18 protein-coding genes are annotated in these 20,434 nt (G+C 62.2%); 2 read left to right on the forward strand and 16 right to left on the reverse strand.

Translation table 11 applies throughout. The features are described from left to right. Positions 1 to 64: 64 nt before the first annotated feature. The 10 genes from SS05631_RS09110 to SS05631_RS09155 all read right to left on the reverse strand — a co-directional run bounded on the left by SS05631_RS09110 (position 65) and on the right by SS05631_RS09155 (position 12,197). Entirely contained in the window at positions 65 to 478 is a 414-nt protein-coding gene (locus tag SS05631_RS09110; protein ID WP_037426758.1) for a cupin domain-containing protein, read from the reverse strand. A 139-nt stretch (positions 479 to 617) separates the two neighbouring features. Beyond that, on the reverse strand, positions 618 to 1,724 hold the full coding sequence (locus tag SS05631_RS09115; protein ID WP_037426759.1) for a TRAP transporter substrate-binding protein: 1,107 nt from the start codon (positions 1,722 to 1,724) through the stop codon (positions 618 to 620). Between the two features lie 292 nt (positions 1,725 to 2,016). Beyond that, entirely contained in the window at positions 2,017 to 3,045 is a 1,029-nt protein-coding gene (mgrA, locus tag SS05631_RS09120; RefSeq protein WP_037426762.1) for an L-glyceraldehyde 3-phosphate reductase, read from the reverse strand. A gap of 205 nt (positions 3,046 to 3,250) precedes the next feature. After that, positions 3,251 to 4,384 (reverse strand): Gfo/Idh/MocA family oxidoreductase, encoded by a 1,134-nt coding sequence (locus SS05631_RS09125; protein ID WP_037426765.1) that lies wholly within the window; start codon positions 4,382 to 4,384, stop codon positions 3,251 to 3,253. A gap of 15 nt (positions 4,385 to 4,399) precedes the next feature. Further along, positions 4,400 to 5,161 carry a sugar phosphate isomerase/epimerase gene (locus SS05631_RS09130; protein WP_095677961.1) on the reverse strand — a complete coding sequence of 254 codons (762 nt, stop codon included), beginning with the start codon at positions 5,159 to 5,161 and terminating at the stop codon, positions 4,400 to 4,402. 112 nt (positions 5,162 to 5,273) lie between these two features. Continuing rightward, complete coding sequence (locus SS05631_RS09135) at positions 5,274 to 7,748, reverse strand: glycoside hydrolase family 2 protein (protein WP_037426793.1); 2,475 nt, start codon at positions 7,746 to 7,748, stop codon at positions 5,274 to 5,276. Between the two features lie 79 nt (positions 7,749 to 7,827). Further along, a complete protein-coding gene (locus SS05631_RS09140; protein ID WP_037426797.1) occupies positions 7,828 to 8,913 on the reverse strand; it encodes an ABC transporter ATP-binding protein in 1,086 nt (361 codons plus the stop codon). Between the two features lie 6 nt (positions 8,914 to 8,919). Then, positions 8,920 to 9,861, reverse strand: coding sequence for a carbohydrate ABC transporter permease (locus tag SS05631_RS09145; protein ID WP_037426799.1), 942 nt, complete (start codon positions 9,859 to 9,861; stop codon positions 8,920 to 8,922). Continuing rightward, complete coding sequence (locus tag SS05631_RS09150; protein WP_037426801.1) at positions 9,854 to 10,762, reverse strand: sugar ABC transporter permease; 909 nt, start codon at positions 10,760 to 10,762, stop codon at positions 9,854 to 9,856. The genes SS05631_RS09145 and SS05631_RS09150 overlap by 8 nt, the downstream gene beginning before the upstream one ends. Positions 10,763 to 10,961: 199 nt before the next feature. Then, complete coding sequence (locus SS05631_RS09155; RefSeq protein WP_037426803.1) at positions 10,962 to 12,197, reverse strand: ABC transporter substrate-binding protein; 1,236 nt, start codon at positions 12,195 to 12,197, stop codon at positions 10,962 to 10,964. 514 nt (positions 12,198 to 12,711) lie between these two features. On the opposite strand from SS05631_RS09155, the gene SS05631_RS09160 reads away from it, so the two are divergent. Then, positions 12,712 to 13,773, forward strand: coding sequence for a LacI family transcriptional regulator (locus SS05631_RS09160; RefSeq protein ID WP_037426813.1), 1,062 nt, complete (start codon positions 12,712 to 12,714; stop codon positions 13,771 to 13,773). Between the two features lie 22 nt (positions 13,774 to 13,795). Here SS05631_RS09160 and SS05631_RS09165 read toward each other — a convergent pair whose 3' ends face one another. The 4 genes from SS05631_RS09165 to SS05631_RS09180 form a co-directional block, all read right to left on the reverse strand. Next, a complete protein-coding gene (locus SS05631_RS09165; RefSeq protein ID WP_095677962.1) occupies positions 13,796 to 14,254 on the reverse strand; it encodes a hypothetical protein in 459 nt (152 codons plus the stop codon). A gap of 209 nt (positions 14,255 to 14,463) precedes the next feature. Further along, the gene (locus tag SS05631_RS09170) at positions 14,464 to 15,498 is read right to left on the reverse strand and encodes an IS110 family transposase (protein ID WP_095677963.1); all 1,035 of its coding nucleotides are present in this window, start codon (positions 15,496 to 15,498) and stop codon (positions 14,464 to 14,466) included. Positions 15,499 to 15,579: 81 nt separating this feature from the next. After that, positions 15,580 to 16,968, reverse strand: a complete 1,389-nt coding sequence (locus tag SS05631_RS09175; protein WP_050988338.1) for an adenylate/guanylate cyclase domain-containing protein — start codon at positions 16,966 to 16,968, stop codon at positions 15,580 to 15,582. 116 nt (positions 16,969 to 17,084) lie between these two features. Further along, complete coding sequence (locus SS05631_RS09180) at positions 17,085 to 17,759, reverse strand: hypothetical protein (protein ID WP_037423723.1); 675 nt, start codon at positions 17,757 to 17,759, stop codon at positions 17,085 to 17,087. Positions 17,760 to 17,987: 228 nt separating this feature from the next. Here SS05631_RS09180 and SS05631_RS09185 point away from each other — a divergent pair, with 228 nt between their 5' ends. After that, positions 17,988 to 18,587, forward strand: coding sequence for a YdeI/OmpD-associated family protein (locus tag SS05631_RS09185; protein ID WP_037423720.1), 600 nt, complete (start codon positions 17,988 to 17,990; stop codon positions 18,585 to 18,587). A gap of 24 nt (positions 18,588 to 18,611) precedes the next feature. On the opposite strand, the gene SS05631_RS09190 is transcribed toward SS05631_RS09185, so the two are convergent. Further along, complete coding sequence (locus tag SS05631_RS09190; RefSeq protein WP_037423718.1) at positions 18,612 to 18,881, reverse strand: hypothetical protein; 270 nt, start codon at positions 18,879 to 18,881, stop codon at positions 18,612 to 18,614. Positions 18,882 to 18,986: 105 nt separating this feature from the next. Further along, on the reverse strand, positions 18,987 to 20,417 hold the full coding sequence (gene gndA / locus SS05631_RS09195) for an NADP-dependent phosphogluconate dehydrogenase (protein WP_037423715.1): 1,431 nt from the start codon (positions 20,415 to 20,417) through the stop codon (positions 18,987 to 18,989). Between the last annotated feature and the right edge of the window lie 17 nt (positions 20,418 to 20,434).

The raw sequence follows: 20,434 nt of genomic DNA on the forward strand, positions 1-20,434 counted from the left end.
GCGGCCCCGACCACGGCCGCCCGTTTTCTTTGTGGCTTACGCTCCCGACAAGAAAACCTGGTTTCTAATCCAGCCGCTTTGCCGGATTGTCGCGATACCAGTCGACGATCATGGGCATCATCTCTTCGAAGGGGCCACCCACGAAAACGTTGAGCAGGCCCATGCGGGCCGCGCTCTCGTTCTTGAAATCATGCATCGTTCCACGCGGGATGACGCAAAGCGACCCCTTCGCCATCTGGTGCCAGGTGTCGCCCACTAGGATGCTGGCCGTGCCCTCGATCACATAGAAGATCTCGTCGTTGTCATCGTGCTTGTGGGCACCCGGCCCTTCATGCCGTGCGTCCAGCCACCACTCCGAGACCGAAAAGCGGTCCTGGGTCTCCGGTCCATCGGCTTTGAAGACGGCCTGTATCGCACCCATGTCGTAGCGCCGCCCCTCTCCGGGGCCGAGCGCGATCGATTGGCTTTCGCTCGGCATTACGCATCCTCCTTGCGCGTTGAGGCGGCAACCCTACCACGAAACCACTGGACAATCGCCGGTCGACGTCCGGCAATAAGAAAGCCGCCCGCGACCAAGGTTGCGAGCGGCTGGTTGCAGTCAGGAACAGAGGTTAAGCTCAGACCTTGCCGTTGCGCTGCTGGATCATCATAAAGGTGTCGTAGTTGTATTCGGCGATCTGGGCGTTCAGGTAGTATTCGGCGCGGAACGCCTTGATCGAATTCCAGATCTTCTTGAAGGTCGGGTTCGACGCTTCCATCTCCGCATAGACCTTGTTCGCCTCGTCGAAGCAGGCCGACAGGATTTCCGGGCTGAACGGGCTCAGCTTGGCGCCGGCCGCAACCAGACGCTTGATCGCCGACGGGTTCAGGAAATCGTACTTCTGCAGCATGTTCGCGTCTGTCGCCTGGCAGGCGGTGCGCAGAAGCGACTGATAGGCCTTCGGCAGACCGTCGTAGGCCGCCTTGTTGAACATGGCATGGACCGTCGGACCACCTTCCCACCAGCCGGGATAGTAGTAATACGGCGCCACCTTGTAGAAACCGAGCTTCTCGTCGTCATAGGGGCCGACCCACTCGGCGGCATCGATCGTGCCCTTCTCGAGGGCCGGGTAGATGTCGCCGCCGGCGAGCTGCTGCGGCACCACGCCAAGGCGCTCCATGACCTTGCCGGCGAAGCCGCCGACGCGCATCTTTAGCCCCTTCATGTCGGCGACGGTCTTGATTTCCTTGCGGAACCAGCCGCCCATCTGGACGCCGGTATTGCCGTTCGGGAAGCCGACCAGGCCTTGCGCCCCGAGGAATTCGTTGAACAGGTCGATGCCGCCGCCATGATAGTGCCAGGCGTTCATGCCGCGCGCGTTGAGCGCGAAGGGCACGGCAGCGCCGAGCGCCCAGGTCGGGTCCTTGCCCCAGTAATAGTATGCGACGGTGTGGCACGCTTCGACGGTACCGGCCGCGGCCGCATCGGCGGCCTGCAGCCCCGGGACGATTTCGCCCGCTGCGAAGACCTGGATCTGGAAGTTGCCGTCGGTCGCCTCAGACACGTATTTCGACAGGACTTCCCCGCCGCCGTAGATCGTATCCAGCGATTTCGGGAACGACGACGTCAAACGCCAGGTCACTTTCGGATTGCTTTGCGCGATGGCCGGCGATGCGAGCGCGGTCGCGGCAGCCGCACCGAGGCCGCCCAAACTCGCGTTTTTAATGAATGAACGGCGATCCATAGTTCCTCCCTGGTTCCCGCCTGGCGATCGACGCTGTTGACTGTCAACGCCCCCGCCTACCGAGGCTTCCTCGATCCATTCCGGGTGATCGAAGCGCCTTGTTTCTCCTCGTTTGCCGCCCGGCACGCGTTGCAAAAACACTGCGCAAACCGGACAACAGCAACGCACCTTACATAAACGCAATCCCATGTCCAGCGGCGGCATCGAGCCGCCGCCCCCTACTTTTGTACAGGCTTGGGAAACTATGTCCGATGGCCGTAAATTCAAGGCAAATCAAGGCATTCCGGTGCAATCAGCGTTCGGCTGACGAAGCCCAGAGATTGATGTCGGCTTCACGGGCGTAGAGATCGATCTCCGCCAGTTCCTCGGCCGTGAAGGCGTCGTTATCGAGCGCCCTGACGCAATCGACGATCTGCTCGGAACGGCTCGCGCCGATCAGTGCTGAGGTGATGCGGCCGCCGCGCAGCACCCAGGCAAGCGCCATCTGCGCCAGCGTCTGGCCGCGCCCTTCGGCGATCGCGTTCAACTTGCGAATGTTGTCGGTGATCGCCGGACGAATGAAGTCCTTCTTGAGGAAGTGGTTCTGGGCGGCGCGGCTGTCCTGCGGGATGCCGCTCAGATATTTCGTCGTAAGCATCCCTTGGGCGAGCGGTGAGAAGACGATCGAGCCGATGCCGAGTTCTTCAAGGGTGCCGACGAGGCCGTCATCCTCGATCCAGCGGTTGAGCATCGAATAGCTCGGCTGGTGGATGAGGCAGGGCGTGCCGAGTTCCTTGAGGATCGCTGCCGCCTCGCGGGTGCGCTGCGAATTGTAGGAGGATATGCCGACATAAAGCGCCCTGCCCGAGCGGACGATGTGGTCGAGCGCGCCGCAGGTCTCCTCGAGCGGCGTGTCCGGATCGAAGCGGTGGGAATAGAAGATGTCGACATAGTCGAGCCCCAAGCGCTTCAGGCTCTGGTCGCAGGAGGCGATCAGATATTTGCGGCTGCCCCATTCGCCATAGGGACCCGGCCACATGTCGTATCCTGCCTTGGAGGAGATGATCAGCTCGTCGCGCAGACCGGCGAAATCGGTCCTGAGGATTTCGCCGAAGGCCGTCTCGGCCGAACCGGCCGGCGGACCGTAATTATTGGCGAGATCGAAATGGGTGATGCCAAGGTCGAAAGCCGTCCGGCACATGTCGATCTTGCGCTCATGCGGCGTGTCGCCGCCGAAATTGTGCCACAGCCCCAGTGAAATCGCCGGCAGCTTCAGCCCGCTCCGGCCGCAGCGGCTGTACTTCATCTTCTCGTATCGGTTTTCCGCCGGTTGCCAGGCCATGGCTATGCTCCTCAATTGCGTCGGGTGCTTTGAATACCCCTCCCCAACCCCTCCCCACAAGGGGGAGGGGCAAGTCGTGCCCGCTGCGATCACGTGCGATTTCCAATTGCGTGACTTGCGTAGAGGTCGAGAGGGCGGTGGAAACGGTCCGGCCGAGAAGCCCCTCCCCCTTGTGGGGAGGGGTTGGGGAGGGGTTTGTTCGGCCTCACCGCAGCAACGCCTGCGCCTCCCCGATGCCGAGCGCTGCGGGCTGGGTGCAGGTCGTGGACAGAGTCACGAAGCGGCCCTCCTCGCCCGATTTCAAAATTGACACCATGACGTCGACGGCGTGAAGGGCACGATCGAGCGAGCAACGGGCATCACGGCCGGTCAGAATGGCGTCTGCCAGGTCGGCGAGGCCGGCCGTGCGATAGTTGGCGATCGGGCCGAGCGGATGCTCCCAGTTGTCGACGGCGAACGGGTGCTCCCACATCGTGAGCGGCTGGATCTCCTTGTCCTGGCCGCTGGCCTCGACAGTGCCGCCGAAGAAATTCGGATCCGGTACGAACAACGAGCCTTCGGTGCCGTAGAGCTCCATATTGGCGTGGCGGTGCGACCAGACGTCCCAGCTTGCTGAAAGAGTGATTGTCGCGCCGTGGTGGAATTCGAGCAGCGCGTGGATGTTGGTCGGCGTCTTGACCGGGATCACCTCGCCCTTCCGAGGCTCGCTGGTGATCGTGCGGGTCTGGCTCGCCATCGAGGAAAGTGCTGCGACGCGCTTCACCGGTCCGATGAGATTGACGAGATTGGCGATGTAATAGGGCCCGAGGTCGAGCACCGGCCCGCCGCCCGGCAGGAAGAAGAAGTCCGGATTCGGATGCCACATCTCCATGCCCGGGCTCATCACATGGCAGGTCCCCGATGTGACCCGACCGATCTTGCCCGCGTCGATATGGGCACGGGCGAGCTGGTGCGCGCCGCCGAGGAAGGTGTCCGGCGCCGAGCCGACCATCAGCCCCTTCGCTTTTGCGATTGCCCGCAGTTCCTCGCCCTGCTCGAGCGTGAGCACCAGCGGCTTCTCCGAATAGACGTGCTTGCCGGATTCGAGGATTGCCTTCGAAACCGGGAAATGCGCGTCCGGGATCGTCAGGTTGACGACGATGTCTATCTCCGGATTGACAAGCATCGCCTCGATGCTTTGCGCCGTCACGTCGAATTCAGCGGCACGCGCCTCGGCGGCGGCCGGATTGATATCGGCGCAGGAGATGACCCTGATGCCCTTGAAGAGCGGCGCGAGCTTGAAATAGGTGGTTGAAATATTGCCGCATCCGATGATGCCGACGCCCAGTTCTTTTGCCATGGAAATATCCGCTTGTCAGTAGGATTGAATGGAAGCCAGCGAGCGCTTGGCGAAGCGCCGGAAGTCGCTGGGATTGTCGTGTTCGGCGATGAAGTATTTGGCCGAGGTCCTGGAGAGCGCCTGGATGAGCGCCTTCCAGTCGAGCGTGCCCTGCCCGACATCCGCCCAGCCGTCTTCGCTTGTATTCTCGCCCTTCGGCGCGATGTCCTTGACGTGGGCGGCGGTGATGCGGCTGCCGTATTTCGAGATCCAGGCAAAGGGATCGGCATCGCCGCGCACGATCCAGGCGATGTCGGCCTCCCAGGAGAGTTCCGGTCCGCCGGCAAAAATCAGGTCGAGCGGCACCGAACCGTCCGCAAGCGGATGGAACTCGAAGTCGTGATTGTGCCAGCCGAAGTCGAGCCCCGCCTCGCGGAACGGCTTGCCCGCAGTTTGCAGCCGCGCTCCGAAGGCGCGCCAGCCGGCCGCATCGGTCGGGCGCTGGTCGGGCATCAGATAGGGGCAATAGACGGCGCGGATGCCGAGCGCCTTGGCGATCTTCAGGACCCGCTCCGGATCCGACTCGAGCATGTCGAGCCCGAAATGGGCGGTCGGCATGGAGAGGCCGTGGCGATCGAGACCGCTCTTGAAGCCGGCAATCTCGCCGTCGCTAAGCGACGCGTAGAGCGCACCGTAGCCCTCGACCTGCGTGTAGCCGGCATCACCGAGAGCGGAGAGCACCTCGGCAAGCGGCGGGAAGTTGCGGGCGCTATAGAGCTGGAAGCTGACGTCTTTCATTGAGAATCTCCTCGTGGGACTTGCGGGAAGGATTGCTGGAAAAAAGAGATAACGACCGCCCATACGTCGGACGCGGAGCCGCGGGCCATTTGCCGGAATACGCCTCACTCACTCACCCTTTTCCCTGGCAGGATTCGAGATCGCAGGCGGCGAAGCGCGGCAGAGCGCCCTCGGCGAGCCGGGTTCTTGGTGTAAAGCGAATGGTCTTGGATTGGCCCGCCGTTAGGTCGAAGGCATTATCGGAATAGCGGCCCTCGACATCGGCCTCGAGCATGACATGCAGCGCGAGACCGGTCGCGGTCGCAGTGACGTCGAAACTGCTGTCCGGCCGCGATGCCGCTTCGAGCGACAGCCCGGACGGCGCGAGTTCGAGCGCCTTGTAGGTGCCGTGGACGTAGTGCCCCTCCCCGCGCATGCCGTTGGAGGCCTCGAAGGACCAGAAGAGCAGCGTATCCCGGGGAATGTCGGTTGCGGCGATGCTCACGAGCGTCGCCGCGCGGTCCGACGAGCAGGATCCCATGGCGGCCATCAATGGACGGCGGCTGCCGTCGAGCGCAACGAGGAAAGCCTCGAGCTCGATCGTTACCGGCTCGAATGTATCGTTCACCACTGAGAAGGCGATCTCCCGGCCATCCACCGAAGGAATGGCTGCGACGGCGACCGGCTGGAAGAAGCGGCGCGCCATGTAATGCATGGCCTTCCAATGGCCGCCATAGTCGAGGCTCGACCAGGAGGCGACCGGCCAGGTGTCGTTGAGCTGCCAGTAAAGCGTTCCCATGCAATGGGGCTTCAGCGAGCGCCAGTAGTCGACGGCCGTGCGGATCGCCAGGCCCTGCTGGATCTGGCTCAGATAGACGAAGCTTGGAAAATCCTTGGGAAAGCGGAAATAGCGGAACATGGTCCCGGCGATCCGCTCGTTGCCGCCGGCATTCTTCTGATGTGCCTCCATGACCGGCGAGGCGATGTTGAGGTCGCCCGCCTCGGCGAACTGCCGGATCACCGGCATCGACGTATAGGACTGGAAGCCAAATTCCGAGCAGAAGCGCGGCCGCACGGTGCGATAATTGGCGAAGGACTTGTTCTCGTGCCAGACGGACCAGTAGTGCATGTCGCCGGCGCCATCCGCATGCCAGGCATCGCCGAAATTGAGATATCCGACCGACGGACTCGACGGCCACCAGATCGCCTCCGGCGAGGCGGCCTTGAGCGCAGTCTCCACCGTGCGGTTCAGCCGGTCATAGGAAACCAGGTAGCGGTCGCGATCCCTGCGGCTTTCCTCGAACCAGGTCAGCGCTCCGACCAGTTCGTTGTCTCCGCACCAGAGCGCGATCGACGGATGGGACTGAAGCCTTTTGACCTGATACTCGACTTCCGCGGCAACGTTTTCGAGATAGTCAGCCGTCGAGGGATAGAGATTGCAGGCGAACATGAAGTCCTGCCAGACGAGCAGGCCGAGGCGGTCGCAGCGATCGTAGAACCAATCCGGCTCGTAGAAGCCGCCGCCCCAGACGCGGATCATGTTCATGTTGGCTTCGACTGCAGAGCGCAACAGGTCCTCGACACCCTGCGGCGTCACGCGGGACGTCAGCGCATCCGCCGGTATCCAGTTGGCGCCGCGGCAGAAAATCTCGCGGCCGTTGACGCGGAACGCAAAGCGGCTGCCGGCTTCGTCCTGGTCGGTGACAAGTTCGAGCGTCCGAAAGCCGATCTGCCGCGTGACGCTCTCCTCGGGCGTTTCCACCTTGAGGATGGAGAGCACCTGCTCGCCGCTGCCGGCCGGCCACCAGCGCCTGGGTTCCGCCACGTTGAACACATGGGTGATGCGGGTTTCGCCTGCGGCAACGCTGCAGTCCAGGCGCTCGCGCAGGCCGTCGAGTTCGAAATGGATCGGCAGGATGCCCGGATCGCCGGCATAGAGCTCCACGGTCACCTGCAGGTCGACAGACCCATCATCGAGCCAGACCTGGCGTGTCGTCACATGTTCGATGCGCGCCGTCTCAAGCCGGCAGAGCGCCGCCGAGCCGTAGACGCCGAGCGGCGCGATGGCGATGTTCCAATCCCAGCCGAAATGGCATTGCGGCTTGCGCAGCATGTTGCCGTTGGCGATCGGCGAGTTGCCGTCGTGATAGGGCACGTAAAACGGCTGCTCCGCCTGGCGCCGGGCACCTTCGGCGATCGAGGAATGCAGCACGAGGCGGATCCGGTTCTCTCCGGCGACAAGTGCCTGCGACACATCGGGGCGATGGCGGCGGAAGCAATTGTCCGCCTGCAAGACGAGGCGATCGTTGACGAAGACCGAGGCGACCGTGTCGATGCTCTCGAAATCGAGATACCAGTGTCCCTCGAGATCGCTCGCGTCGATGGCGACCGTGCGCTCGAGCACCCAGTCCTTGTACGCCACCCATTGGACGTCCGCCTCGTTCCGGCCGTGATAGGGGTCGGCAATGATGCCGGCGCGCTGCAGCGCGCTGTGCACGTCGCCCGGCAGGGCGATCGTCAGGGCATGGCTGTTGTCGGCCGAAGCGAGCAGCCAGTCGCCGGAAAGATCGATGCGGATCGGGTCACAGTTGTTGATCTCGGAAGGCATTCCCACAGTCCATTCATTGGCCGGTGATTTCGCGCCGGCTTTCATCCGATGAAACGTCACCGGCCTATCGGATGTTCGGTCAAAGTCGGTTTTCGCTGGCTGCGTCGAAAATCGAGGCGACGGCCATGTCGAAGGAGAGGCGCACCGTGCTGCCCGGTGGGTAGCGCCGCTGGCCGGCGATCCGCACCGACATGGGTTGGCCGGCAAGCCTCAGCCACAGGAGGTTGTCGGCGCCCATCGGCTCCTCGATGTCGACCGTCGCGGGGTGCACCTCGTGCCCTTCCGTCGCCTCGTCGACCTTGACGTGTTCGGGCCTCAGGCCGAGGACCACCTTCTGGCCAGGGTGAAGCCTCGTGCGTGCCGGATAGGCGGTGACGTCGAAGGCAACGCCGTCGACCCGAACGAAACTGCGGCCGTCCTTCGCCTCCAGCTCGCCGCGGAAGAAGTTCATCGACGGCGAGCCGATGAAGCCGGCAACGAAGAGGTTCTCTGGGGCGTTGTAGATGGTCATCGGATCGGCGAGCTGCTGGATGACCCCGCTCTTCATCACGGCGATGCGGTCGGCGAGCGTCAGCGCTTCGATCTGATCGTGCGTGACGTAGATCATCGTGTTCTTCAGCGACTGGTGCAGCCGCTTGATCTCGACCCGCAATTCGGAGCGCAGCTTGGCGTCCAGGTTCGACAGCGGCTCGTCGAAGAGGAAGACGTCGACGTCGCGCACCAGCGCCCGGCCGATCGCCACGCGCTGGCGCTGGCCGCCGGAGAGCTCCGAGGGTTTCCGCTTCAGCAGCGGCTGGATCTGCAGGATTTCCGCGGCGCGCTTCACGCGCTTGTCGATTTCCGCCTGCGGAATTTTGGCGACCTGCAAGCCGAAGGAAAGGTTCTTCTCGACGGACATCTGCGGATAGAGCGCATAGGACTGGAACACCATGCCGATGCCCCGATCCTTGGGCTCCTCCCAGGTCACATTGCGGTCCTTGATGAAGATCTGTCCATCGGACACGTCGAGCAGGCCGGCGATGCAGTTCAGCAGCGTCGACTTTCCGCAGCCTGACGAACCGAGCAGGACGAGGAACTCGCCATGGTCGATGTCGAGATTGAGCCTGTCGAGAACCGTGACGGCGCCGAAATTCAGTGACAGATCCCTGACGGAAACACTTGTCATCCTTGCTTATCCTTTCACTGCACCGGCCGCGATGCCGCGGACAAAGAGCCGACCGGAGACGAAATAGACGACGAGCGGAACGGCTCCCGTCAAAATCGTCGCTGCCATGTTGACGTTGTATTCCTTCACGCCCTGGACCGAATTGACGATGTTGTTGAGCTGGACGGTCATCGGGTAGTACTCAGGCCGCGTGAACACGACGCCGAACAGGAAGTCGTTCCAGATGCCGGTGACCTGCAGGATCATCGCCACCACGAAGATCGGGAGCGACATCGGCAGCATGATCTTGAAGTAGATCGTCCAGAACCCGGCACCATCGACCCGCGCCGCCTTGAAGAGCTCTTCCGGCAGTCCCGCGAAGTAGTTGCGGAACAGGAGGGTCAGGATCGGCATGCCGAAGATCGTATGCACTATGACAAGTCCGGTCAGCGTGCCATAGACGCCCATTTCACGAAGCACGATCACGATCGGATAGATCATCACCTGGTATGGGATGAAGGCGCCGATGACCAGGATGGTGAAGAAGAGCTCCGCCCCCTTGAAGCGCCAGTTCGCCAGCGCATAGCCGTTCACCGAGGCAACCGCGATCGAGATGATCACCGAAGGCAGGGTGATGCGGACCGAATTCCAGAAGCCGCGGGAGAGCCCGTCGCAATTGAGCCCCGTGCAGGCCTCCGCCCAAGCCTTTACCCAGGGTTCGAAGGTGATTTCGAGCGGCGGCGCGAAGATGTTGCCGACGCGGATTTCCGGCATGCCTTTGAGCGACGTCACGATCATCACGTAGAGCGGCAGCAAGTAGTAGAGGGCCACGACGATCAAGGTGCCGTAGACGATGATGTTGCGCCGCGAAAGCCGGCGGCGCGGCTTGCGGCCGCTCGGGCCCTTTTCGATCCGCCCGGTTGCCGTTTCATGGGCAGTGAGCGTGCTGTTGCTGGCAATGTTATCCACGCTTGCGGCCTCCTCCGAATTCCAGATACGCCCACGGCACGATGATGATGGCGACGGTGATCAGCATCATGGTGGAGGCGGCGAAGCCCTGGCCGAGGTTCTGGGCCTGGAACATGTAGTCGTAGACGTATTTGGCCGGCACCTCCGACGCGATGCCGGGGCCGCCGCTCGTTTGCGCCACGACGAGGTCGTAGACCTTGACGATGCCGCTCGCGATGATCACCAGGGTGGTGATGAAAACGCCGCGCATCATCGGGATGATGATCAGCACATAGGTCTTCCACATCGGGATGCCGTCGACCCGCGCGGCCTTCCAGATGTCCTCGTCGATGCCGCGTAAGCCCGCGAGCATCAGACACATGACGAGACCCGTGCCCTGCCAGAGCGCGGCGATCAGGATGCCGTAGATGACGATATCGGCATCGTAGAGCGGGTCGAAGGAGAAGCTTGTCCAGCCGAGCGACCGAACGATCGACTGGATGCCGAATTGTGGATTGAGAAGCCACTGCCAGACCAGCCCGGTCACGATGAAGGACAGGGCGAAGGGATAGAGCATGATAGTTCGGAAGGTATTCTCGAAGCGGATTTTCTGGTCCATCAGCGCCGCGAGCACGAAGCCGATCACCAGGCTGAAGACCAGCGAGAAGAAGCCGTAGACCGCAAGGTTCTGGATGGAGATGATCCAGCGCGGCGCCGCCCACAGCCGCTCGTATTGGTCGAGGCCGACGAAGGAGAGACGCGGCAGCAATTTCGAGTTGGTGAACGAGTAGACGACAGTCCAGATCGTGCCGCCGAGGAAGATGACCACGGCTGTCAGGATCATCGGAATCGAGGCGATCTTCGCATTCAGGTTGCGCAGCCACTGGTTCGGTCTGCCCGAACCACGTGTTAGAGCCGTCATGTTTCCTCCTCCGGAACTGCGACAATGTCTGGCGGCGGGCGGCACCGGCGACCAGCAAGCCGCCGAACTTCAACGCCGGCCACGGGACGTGCCCCCACTGTCCTTGTCTGCCATGCGCGCTCCGCCTCAGCGGCATTCGGGCACGGCGGCGGGCCGAGCGACGGCCTCGCGCAGCAGCGAGGCCGTCTGGAAGCCGCGATCAGTCCGCTGCGGCGATGATTTCCGCGAAGCGCTTCTGCGCGTCTTCCGGCGTCATCGACGGGTTTGCGAAGAACTCGGAGAAGAGATCTTCCTTCTGCTTCTGACTGTCGGCCGACAGCAGCTGGTCGGTGCCCTGGATAACATTGCCCTTGGCGAGGATTTCCAGTCCCTTCTTCATGCAGTCGTTGGCGGTTGCGAGGTCCACGTCGCCGCGCACGGGCAGCGAGCCCTTCTTCAGATTGAAGGCGACCTGTGTTTTCGGATTGAGGAGCGTCGATGCCAGCACTTCCTGCGCTTTCGACTTTTCCTCGTCCTCGAGCAGCGGGAAGTAGAAGGCATCGCCGCCGGTCGAGATCACTTCGTTCACGCCGAGACCAGGAAGGCAGGTATAGTCGACACCGGCCTTCTGGCCCGCCACCTGGAACTCGCCCTGGGCCCAGTCGCCCATGATCTGGCCGCCGGCCTTGCCGGTGATCACCAGGTTCGTCGCCTGGTTCCAGTCCTGAACATTGGTGCCCTTCGACAGGCGGCGTGCATCGTCGGCCGCCTTGAAGACCTTGGCGATCTCCGGTCCGGCTGCGACTTCCTCATCCTTCTTGGCAAAGACTTGCTCGAACACGTCCTTGCCGGCAATCGCCACCATCAGCACGTCGAACGCACCGGCCGCCTGCCACGGCTGACCGCCGACGGCAAGCGGTATGATGCCGGCCTTTTCAAGCGCCGGCCCGGCCGCAACGAATTCGTCCCAGTTCTTCGGCACCGGCACACCGGCCTGCTTGAAGGCAGCATTCGAAAGCCACAGCCATTGCCAGGAATGGATGTTGACGGGCGCGCAATAGATCTTGCCTTCGATCGTGCAGGAGTCGAGCAGGCTGGCCGGCTTGACGATTTCCTTCCAGTTTTCGCGCGTAGCGACATCGGTCAGGTCGCGCATCAACCCGGCCTCGACCAGTTCCTCGGCCTGACGGCCATGGTTGAACTGAGTCGCGCCCATCGGGTCGCCGCCGGTGATGCGGCTGATCATGATCGGCCGCGCCGTGCCGCCGGAGCCGGCGATCGCACCGTCAACCCATTTGTTGCCGGTCGCGTCGAATGCCTTCGCCAGTTCGGCGACCGCGGCAGCTTCGCCGCCGGACGTCCACCAATGCGTGACCTCCAGATCGGTGGCCTGAGCCAGGCCGAACGGTAGGACCACGGTTGCGGCCAAAGCGCCGGCCAAAGAACGTAATTTCATGAGTCTCCTCCCTCACTGTAACGTTACCGTAAAAAACTTAGTTCAATCCAATTGCCGACGCAACACCCACAACGGATAATTCAAATTTATTATTTTAATACTTCCTTTGGTTGTATTCCGCGGCCCGGCAAATGGCTTCATTCGGCCATACCAAGCTGCCGCAGCGCTTCAGAAATCATCCTTTAAGTGCCTGCGATGCATAAATTAATTCGACGTGTTGCGATGCGCATCACCAATGGAGTGTCCGCGAACGCAGCATGACGCTGCACGCACTCCTAATTCAACTCACCGTTTACGCCCTTCGCAGCGCAACAACAAAAAGGCTCGACATCGCTACTGTATCGTTACAGATTTCAAGATACGATTTCGCCTCGCCCCGATATGGTGCGTTCGGGCAAATCGTATATAACGCCCCTACGGGCTAAGGAGACGGGCTATCGCGAGCGGCCACCACGGGGTGCGGCTGGGAACGGCGACCTTGAAGGTCCGAACGAGCGGGCTTTGCGTGATGGGCATGGAAGACAGGACGAGAAACAGGCCAGCGGCAGCGCCGCCAACGGAGGGCGGCAGGCCGACATTGAAGACGATCGCCTTCATGACCGGGCTCGGCATCACAACCGTTTCCCGCGCGCTGAAGGACGCGCCCGACATCGGCGCCGAGACCAAGGAGCGGGTGCGCCTGGTCGCCAAGCAGATCGGCTATCAGCCGAACCGCGCAGGCGTCCGCCTCAGGACCGGCAAGACGAATGTCATCAGCCTTGTGCTGACGCTCGAGGAAGAGATCATGGGCATCACCAGCCCGATGGTCATCGGCATCACCGAGATCCTCGCCGGCACGCCGTATCATCTCGTCGTCACGCCCTATAGTTCCTCCAAGGATCCGCTCGGGCCGATCCGCTACATTCTCGATACCGGCGCTGCCGACGGCGTGATCATCTCTCGAATGGAGCCGAACGATCCACGCGTGACGCTGCTCACCGAGCGTCAATTTCCCTTCGCGACACATGGCCGGACCGAAATGGGGATCGCCCATCCCTATCACGACTTCGACAACGGACGCTTCGCGTATGAGGCGGTGCGCAGGCTTGTCGAGCGCGGCAGGCGCCGGCTGGTGCTCCTGGAACCGCCGCCCCACCTCACCTTCCATTCCCACATGCGCACCGGCTTCGAGCACGGTCTCAAGGATTTCGGCGCGGAGTCGGTGAGCTTCCATCAGGTCAACATCGACTACAGCCTCGTCGCCATCCGCGACGCTTTCGAGAAGCTGATGGGCTCTTCGGACGCCCCCGACGGGATCGTCTCCGGCAGCGGCTCGGGTGCCATTGCGCTGATTGCCGGCATCGAGGCGGCGCGCAAGAAGCTCGGCGAGGACGCAGACATGGTCTCCAAGGTCCCGAGCGACTTCCTGCGCTGGCTGCGCCCGGAAGTGATGACCATGTACGAGGATATCCGGGTCGCCGGACGCGAACTCGCCAAGGCGGTCATCGGCCGCATCGAGGGAAGCCCTCCCGAAACGCTTCAAAGCCTCAGCCAGCCCGAATTCCAGCCGCCGATGCAGAGATCGCCGGAAGTTTAGACTAGGTCGGTCGATCCGCGGGCTACCAGTTGCCCTGCCAGCCCGCTTTGCGGAGACTAGTGCGTATTTGTTCGCGTTGCTCGGGATTGACGAAGCGCGATACGAACTCGCCGAGTTCCTCCTGTCCTTCAGACGAGTTCCGTTGCATTTCGGCGGCTGCCTGTTCGGCCTCACGCTGGCGCCCCAGTTCCACGAGACAACAGACGAGTGCGCAGTGCGTGGAGGGTAGATCCGGCCGCTTGGCCGCGGCATTGAGCGCCGGTTGAAGCGATTCTTCGTACTCCCCTGTGAGGAAATGCGCGAAGGCCAGGAAATGCAGCCATAGGAATGCAAGCGGATCGTGCGGACTGAGGCGCAGGCCTCTCTGAAATGGCTCAATCGCCTGGCCGGCCCGGCCGAGGAAGAGGCGCGACATATGTGGAACGACCCGCTTGGCAAGGGCATTTTTCAGCGATTCATCCCGCGGGAACGGTGCGGTCATATGTCCGGCCTATCAGCGCGGTTCTGTGGACCGCTGGCCTCGATGAAGTCCGCGAAACGAGTGACTGATCAACCAAACGCGCTCGAAGCGCAATGTCGCGCTGGCCTCTCTCGCCTCGGGATTTCGTCCCGTTGTGGAATCATCGCTTGTTTGTGCACCTTGCCACTGGCGGCTACCGTGCCGCGCAGTTCGTGATGTTCGTTGTCAGCTTATGAGCTGGCCGCACTGCTCTCGAGACCGCGATATGTTCCGCCCTTGGTCAGGAGCGCCCAGATGATCCGCGCCATTTTGTTGGCGAGCGCGATCGCAACGACCTTGAAAGGCCGTCGCGCTAACAGTGCGACTAGCCACCGTGGGGCTTTGTGGTTGCCTCTTGCATGTCGCAGGACCGAGGTTGCACCGGCGACGAGCAGAGTGCGAAGCTCGGGATTGCCCATCTTCGATATTTTGCCCAATCGCTCCTTGCCTCCGCTCGAATGGGATCTCGGCGTTAATCCCAGCCATGCGGCGAAATGGCGCCCGGATTTGAACCCACCCGGGTCTGGGACAAGCGCCTTGATGGAGGCCGACGTAATGGCTCCGACGCCAGGGATTGTGGCCAGCCGCCGCATGTCTTCGTCATGCTTCACTTCGGCGACAAGCTCTCGCTCGAGTTTGTTGATCTGCAGCGCCAGCGCGTCGATTTGATCCGCAATTGCCGTCAAAGCGAAGCGGGCCGCGTTCGGGAGACGCGCATCGGTTTCATCACGCACGATCGCGATCAGGCTTGCAATTTTCGCCGTGCCGATGCCGGCAATGATTCCCAGTTCGGACAGGTGAGCACGTAGCGCGTTGATCGTCTGAGTTTGCTGACGAACCAGAAGGGCGCGTGTCTTCAAGACCATCGCCGCCGCCTGCTGTTCGGGGGATTTCACCGGAACGAAGCGCATCGTCTTGCGCGTCACTGCCTCACTAATCGCCTCAGCGTCGGCTGCATCCGTCTTCCCCCGTTTGACGAACGGTTTGACATAGGCCGGCGGAATCAAACGTACCTCGTGGCCGAGTGCGCCGATCTCCCGCGCCCAGTAGTGCGAACCGCTGCAGGCTTCGATACCAACCAAACATGGGGGCTGCTTCTCAAAGAAACGCAGCACCTCGGCGCGGCGCAGCCTTCGGGTGAAGAGTGGAGAGCCCTCAGCGTCGGCGCCATGAGCCTGAAAAATCTGCTTGGCCAAATCCAACCCGATAGTGATAACTTGCTTCACGGAACGGCTCCTACTTTGTGGCGTTCAAAACAACGACCACGTTAGCACGTTGATGCTGTGGTAGCGGGTCGTTCCACCTCATCAACCGAGGAGCATATAGCCGAGCGCAAAGCTGGGACTGAGGTCAATCGATCTTTGGGCGGCCTCCATTGCCCGATGGAGCCTGCCCATGACGACGCTCATAATTCCCACCGCATAATGCGCATAGGGGTCGGTTTCGGCAAGTTGCGCGGCACGCAGCGCCGCCTGCCATCCCTCCGCCATGTCCCCCGCGGGGTTCTCGCTCCACCGGAAGAACAGCGTCCCCGCGTTGCACCTGCCAAGCCACGTGTATCCTTCGGCGATATCGGGCGCCGCCACGATCGCCTTGCGAAACAGCTCACGCGCACAGCGATGCTCGGCCGGCGTGAACTGATAGAAGTGCCACATGCCGCGAAAGATCAGTTCCCAGGCGGTCAGGTTGTCCGGCGCTTTGCGCCGCACCCGTAGGGTCTCCATTCTCAGCATTTCCGGCTCGATCGCGCCGGCAACGCGGTCGACGATCTCGTCCTGCAGCGCGAAGAGCTCCGCCAGGTCACGGTCGTACCGTTCGGCCCAGACATGATGGCCGGTTTCCGCTTCCACCAACTGCGCCGTGACGCGAACCCTGTCGCTCGATTTGCGCGTGCTCCCCTCCAACACATAACGCACGCCGAGTTCACTGCCGATCTGCTGCACCGTGGCGGCGCGGTTCTTGTAGGTGAAGCTCGAATTGCGGGCGATGACGAAAAACCACCGGAACTTTGCGAGGGCCGTAATAAGATCCTCCGTCAGGCCGTCAGCAAAGTAATCCTGCTCGGCATCTCCGCTCATATTGACGAATGGCATCACCGCGATCGACGGTTTGTCCGGCAAGGCCAAAGAGCCGCTCTGGAGCTCGGTTATCGGCACAGGCGGCTCCATGCTGGAGCGGACGCGATAGGCGCGCACCGGTCGCGCGATATTTTTTAAGGTTTTTTCGCCGAGGCACTCACACGCAAAGCTTAGCTTTCCGACGATTTGATCATGCACGGAAGCAGAGATACAGATGTCGCCCGGTTCGTCGAGCGTCTGCAGCCGCGCCGCTATATTGACCCCGTCTCCGAAGAGATCACCGCCGCGGGCGATTACGTCGCCAAGATTGATGCCGATGCGGAACATCATGCGGCGGCGTTCGGGGAGATCGATATTGCGGCGGCCGAGGGCGCGCTGAATAGCGACGGCGCAACGCACCGCCTGCACGGCACTTGCGAACTCGACCATGACGCCATCGCCAGCCATGTTGAACACCCGACCGCGGTGTTCGGCGACAAGACCCGCAATGATCTCCTGATACTTAGTAAGTAGGCTGAGCGTCGCCTCTTCGTCTTCCGACATGAGACGGCTGTACCCAGCGACGTCGGCAGCCAGGACAACGGCCAGATGGCGTCCCTTTGCTTCATTCGTCGGCACTAGCCCCTCCCTCGCCCCTCAATGGAGCAAGTCTACACCTTGCCGGACGCCTTCATCCAGAGGCGACACCGATGAGATGCACCGCCGCGGACGAACATTTCAGATTTCACAATGTTTCAAAGGACGCAGCCGCACCTCGCGGATCGGGCATAGGAGATGATCTCGACCCGTTTGCTGCGCCCGTCGCCGAGGAATTCGTCGACGGCCGCGGCGACGTCGCTCGGCCGGTACCGTGCCCAATGGCCGAGGCCATGGAGGGCTGCTTCCTGGCACGCGATCGAGCTGAGGCCTAGCGTGCGGCGCATGACATCGATCGCTGCCTTCTGCATGCGGTCGCAAGAAGGATCGTCCGGGAGCGCCAAAGACGGGAACTCGTCCCACCACATGTAACAGACAGTGTTCAGGGGAGCCGCGCCGGGCTCGTCTATGTGGCCCAACACAGCAGCACAGCGAGGTGCGAATAGATCGGTGAAGACGTTCTCTATGGCCTCAATGCAGGAGAGCCGCGCCCCCGTCGGCGTTGAGGTGCTGTAGAACCACCCGTTGTCACCCGAGGCGCTGGTGCTCAGGAGATAGGTGAGTCCCTGGGCAATCTGCGCATCGGAGAAGCTGGCGAGCGAGTGCTCTGTTGTCGAAAAGAGCCTCGTGAAGTACTCGATGGCGACGGGCGGCTCTGGATTCCACCAAGGCGGATCTTCGTCGAAGAACCAGGGATAGCCGTGCGGCCTGATCGAGTGGCCAAAGGCGTGCTCGAGCCAGGCATCGTAGCTCAGGTTCGAAACCGCGGGCATGCGAGCCTCTTTCCGTTGGAGGTCACGTTATCCGGAACGCGCAGGCATGCCGGGGCCAATCATCCACGTAACTTAACCATCTCACGAGCCCGTTGCGCACGCCAGTTGCGTTTACCGCGCCCCACTTGTCGGTTCGCGTCGTAGGGTGAGGGCTGGAAGGCGACAGCGGCGCCTTGTAGGCTCGCCGATTCAGGAGCGATGATGTCACCGCCAGGAGGAAACTGACTGATGCCGCCCGTCAAGGTCGATCCCGACAAAGTGCATGAGTTCGAGGACCCCGCAGCCTTTTATGCCTGGCTCGGCAAGCACCACGACAGGCAGGACGAAGTCTGGATCAAGGTCCACAAAGTTGGGTCGGGGCTCAAGTCGATCACGCCCAAGCAGGCCATAGACGTGGTGCTCTGCTGGGGCTGGATCGACGGGGTGCGCAAGGGGCTCGACGAGAAAAGCTTTCTCCAACGCTACACGCCACGTGGCAGGAAGAGCACCTGGAGCAAGATCAATGTCGATAATGTCGCGCGACTGATCGAGGACGGCCGGATGACGGAGCACGGGCTTCGGCAGGTGGAGATGGCCAAGGCCGACGGCCGCTGGGACCGCGCCTATAAGAGCGGCAAGGACATGAAGATCCCCGACGACCTCCAGGCCGCAATCGAAGCCGAACCCAAGGCCAGGGAGATGCTTAGCAAGCTTAGCGAACAGAACCGCTTCGCGCTGGCCTTCCGCACCCACAACATGAAAACCGAAGCCGGTCGAAAGAAGAAGATCGAGACCTTTGTCGAGATGCTGAAGCGCGGCGAGACGATCTATCCGCAGGGGAAGAATTGAACCGATCGAGCCCGTGCTTATGCTTCATATGCTCACGGCTGGCCAGTACTTGTCGTCGGTAAAATCCGCCGGGATCGGATTGAGCTGTTCGAGTTTCTCGGCGACGAAATCGATCTGCATCTTCAGATAGCGGATGGAATGCGGCATCGGCGCACCCGTGGCTAGGCTGCGTACCCGCCATTGCTCGTAGCCCGACGCCCTTATGCGCCGCTCCGCCTCGCCGCGGATGCCTCCCGGCCCGGTTCCGGACCCAGTGTCGATCGCCTTGCCCCCTTCGATCACCCTGAATTTCATGCTGCCTTCCCGATTGCTCCCTTGCTTGAGATGTCGTGAGCTTGCCGCGGAAGGGCGACCGGCGCCACCCTTCCTTTGGTAGAAGCGATCTGAACTGATTCTAAACTAAGCGGTCAATCCGCTGCCCCACGGTCCGTGGTGGCTGTCGGCGCCGTCGACGCGGTCGAAACCGTGAGCGCCGAAGAAGTCGCGCTGCGCCTGGATGACGTTCGCCGTGCCGCGGCCGCGGCGGTAGCTGTCGAAATAGCCGAGCGCCGAGGCGAGCGCCGGCACCGGCAGGCCGCCGAGCACCGCCGCGGAAACGACCCGGCGGAGCGCCCCGTCGGTTTCCTCGACCATCGCCGCGAAGGCGGGCGTGACGATCAGGTTGGCCGCATCCGGCGCCTTGGTGAAGGCGGTGGTGATCTCGTCGAGGAATTGCGAGCGGATGATGCAGCCGGCCCGCCAGATCCGGGCGATCGTCGGCATCGGGAGGTTCCAGTCGAACTCCTTCGAGGCGGCCGACATCACCGCGAAGCCCTGCGCATAGGCGCCGATCTTGCCGGCGAGCAGCGCGCTTTCGAGGTCCTTGATGAAGGCTTGCTTGTCCGTCAACTTGAACTCGCCGACCGGCGGCAGCCCGAGGATCTTTTCGGCTGCCTCACGCTCCTCCTTCGCGGAGGAGATGCTGCGGGCGGCGACGGCCGCCTCGATGGCGGTCGCCGGCACGCCCATGTTCTGCGCCTCGATCACCGACCATTTGCCGGTGCCCTTCTGTCCGGCCTTGTCGAGGATCAGGTCGACCATGGGCTTGCCGGTTAAAGGATCGGCGGCCTTCAAAACCTTTTCGGTGATTTCGATCAGGTAGGAATTGAGCCGGCCCTTGTTCCAGGCACCGAAGACCTCGCCGATCTCCTGCGCCGTCATCTTCAGTCCGTCGCGCAGGATGCCGTAGATCTCGGCGATCATCTGCATGTCGGCATATTCGATGCCGTTATGGATCGTCTTGACGAAGTGGCCGGCGCCGTTTTCGCCGAGCCAAGCGACGCAGGGATCATTGTCGTATTTCGCGGCGACCGAGGTCAGCACCTTTTCGACGCGGCGATAGGATTCCTCCGTACCGCCGACCATGATCGACGGTCCATGGCGCGCCCCCTCCTCGCCGCCGGAAACTCCCATGCCGATGAAGGTGAGGCCGCTATCCTTCAACGCATCGAAGCGGCGCATCGTGTCGCGGAAATTGGCGTTACCCGCGTCGATCATGATGTCGCCGTTGTCGAGATGGGGCTTCAGCGCCTGCATCTGCTGGTCGACGGGGTCGCCGGCCTTGATCATGATAATGATCGGGCGCGGCGGACGGATAGCGGCGACGAATTCCTGGATCGTTTCGCAGGGAACGATCTGTTCCTTGAGCGCGCCCGCCTCCGCGTAGAATTTCCGCGTCGCGTCAACCGAACGGTTGAAAACGGCGATCTTGTTGCCTTTCTCCGCGATATTGAGTGCCAGGTTCGATCCCATGACGCCGAGACCGATGAGGCCGATTTCCGCCTGTGACACGTGCTTCCCTCCATTGG

The organism is Sinorhizobium sp. CCBAU 05631, assembly GCF_002288505.1.
GTDB lineage: Bacteria > Pseudomonadota > Alphaproteobacteria > Rhizobiales > Rhizobiaceae > Sinorhizobium > Sinorhizobium fredii_C.

Excerpts from the sequence above, each read along its gene's own strand:
- SS05631_RS09110 (WP_037426758.1), bottom strand. The coding sequence starts at position 478 with ATGCCGAGCGAAAGCCAATCGATCGCGCTCGGCCCCGGAGAGGGGCGG.
- SS05631_RS09115 (WP_037426759.1), bottom strand. The coding sequence starts at position 1,724 with ATGGATCGCCGTTCATTCATTAAAAACGCGAGTTTGGGCGGCCTCGGT.
- mgrA (WP_037426762.1), bottom strand. The coding sequence starts at position 3,045 with ATGGCCTGGCAACCGGCGGAAAACCGATACGAGAAGATGAAGTACAGC.
- SS05631_RS09125 (WP_037426765.1), bottom strand. The coding sequence starts at position 4,384 with ATGGCAAAAGAACTGGGCGTCGGCATCATCGGATGCGGCAATATTTCA.
- SS05631_RS09130 (WP_095677961.1), bottom strand. The coding sequence starts at position 5,161 with ATGAAAGACGTCAGCTTCCAGCTCTATAGCGCCCGCAACTTCCCGCCG.
- SS05631_RS09135 (WP_037426793.1), bottom strand. The coding sequence starts at position 7,748 with ATGCCTTCCGAGATCAACAACTGTGACCCGATCCGCATCGATCTTTCC.
- SS05631_RS09140 (WP_037426797.1), bottom strand. The coding sequence starts at position 8,913 with ATGACAAGTGTTTCCGTCAGGGATCTGTCACTGAATTTCGGCGCCGTC.
- SS05631_RS09150 (WP_037426801.1), bottom strand. The coding sequence starts at position 10,762 with ATGACGGCTCTAACACGTGGTTCGGGCAGACCGAACCAGTGGCTGCGC.
- SS05631_RS09155 (WP_037426803.1), bottom strand. The coding sequence starts at position 12,197 with ATGAAATTACGTTCTTTGGCCGGCGCTTTGGCCGCAACCGTGGTCCTA.
- SS05631_RS09160 (WP_037426813.1), top strand. The coding sequence starts at position 12,712 with ATGGAAGACAGGACGAGAAACAGGCCAGCGGCAGCGCCGCCAACGGAG.
- SS05631_RS09165 (WP_095677962.1), bottom strand. The coding sequence starts at position 14,254 with ATGACCGCACCGTTCCCGCGGGATGAATCGCTGAAAAATGCCCTTGCC.
- SS05631_RS09180 (WP_037423723.1), bottom strand. The coding sequence starts at position 17,759 with ATGCCCGCGGTTTCGAACCTGAGCTACGATGCCTGGCTCGAGCACGCC.
- SS05631_RS09185 (WP_037423720.1), top strand. The coding sequence starts at position 17,988 with ATGCCGCCCGTCAAGGTCGATCCCGACAAAGTGCATGAGTTCGAGGAC.
- SS05631_RS09190 (WP_037423718.1), bottom strand. The coding sequence starts at position 18,881 with ATGAAATTCAGGGTGATCGAAGGGGGCAAGGCGATCGACACTGGGTCC.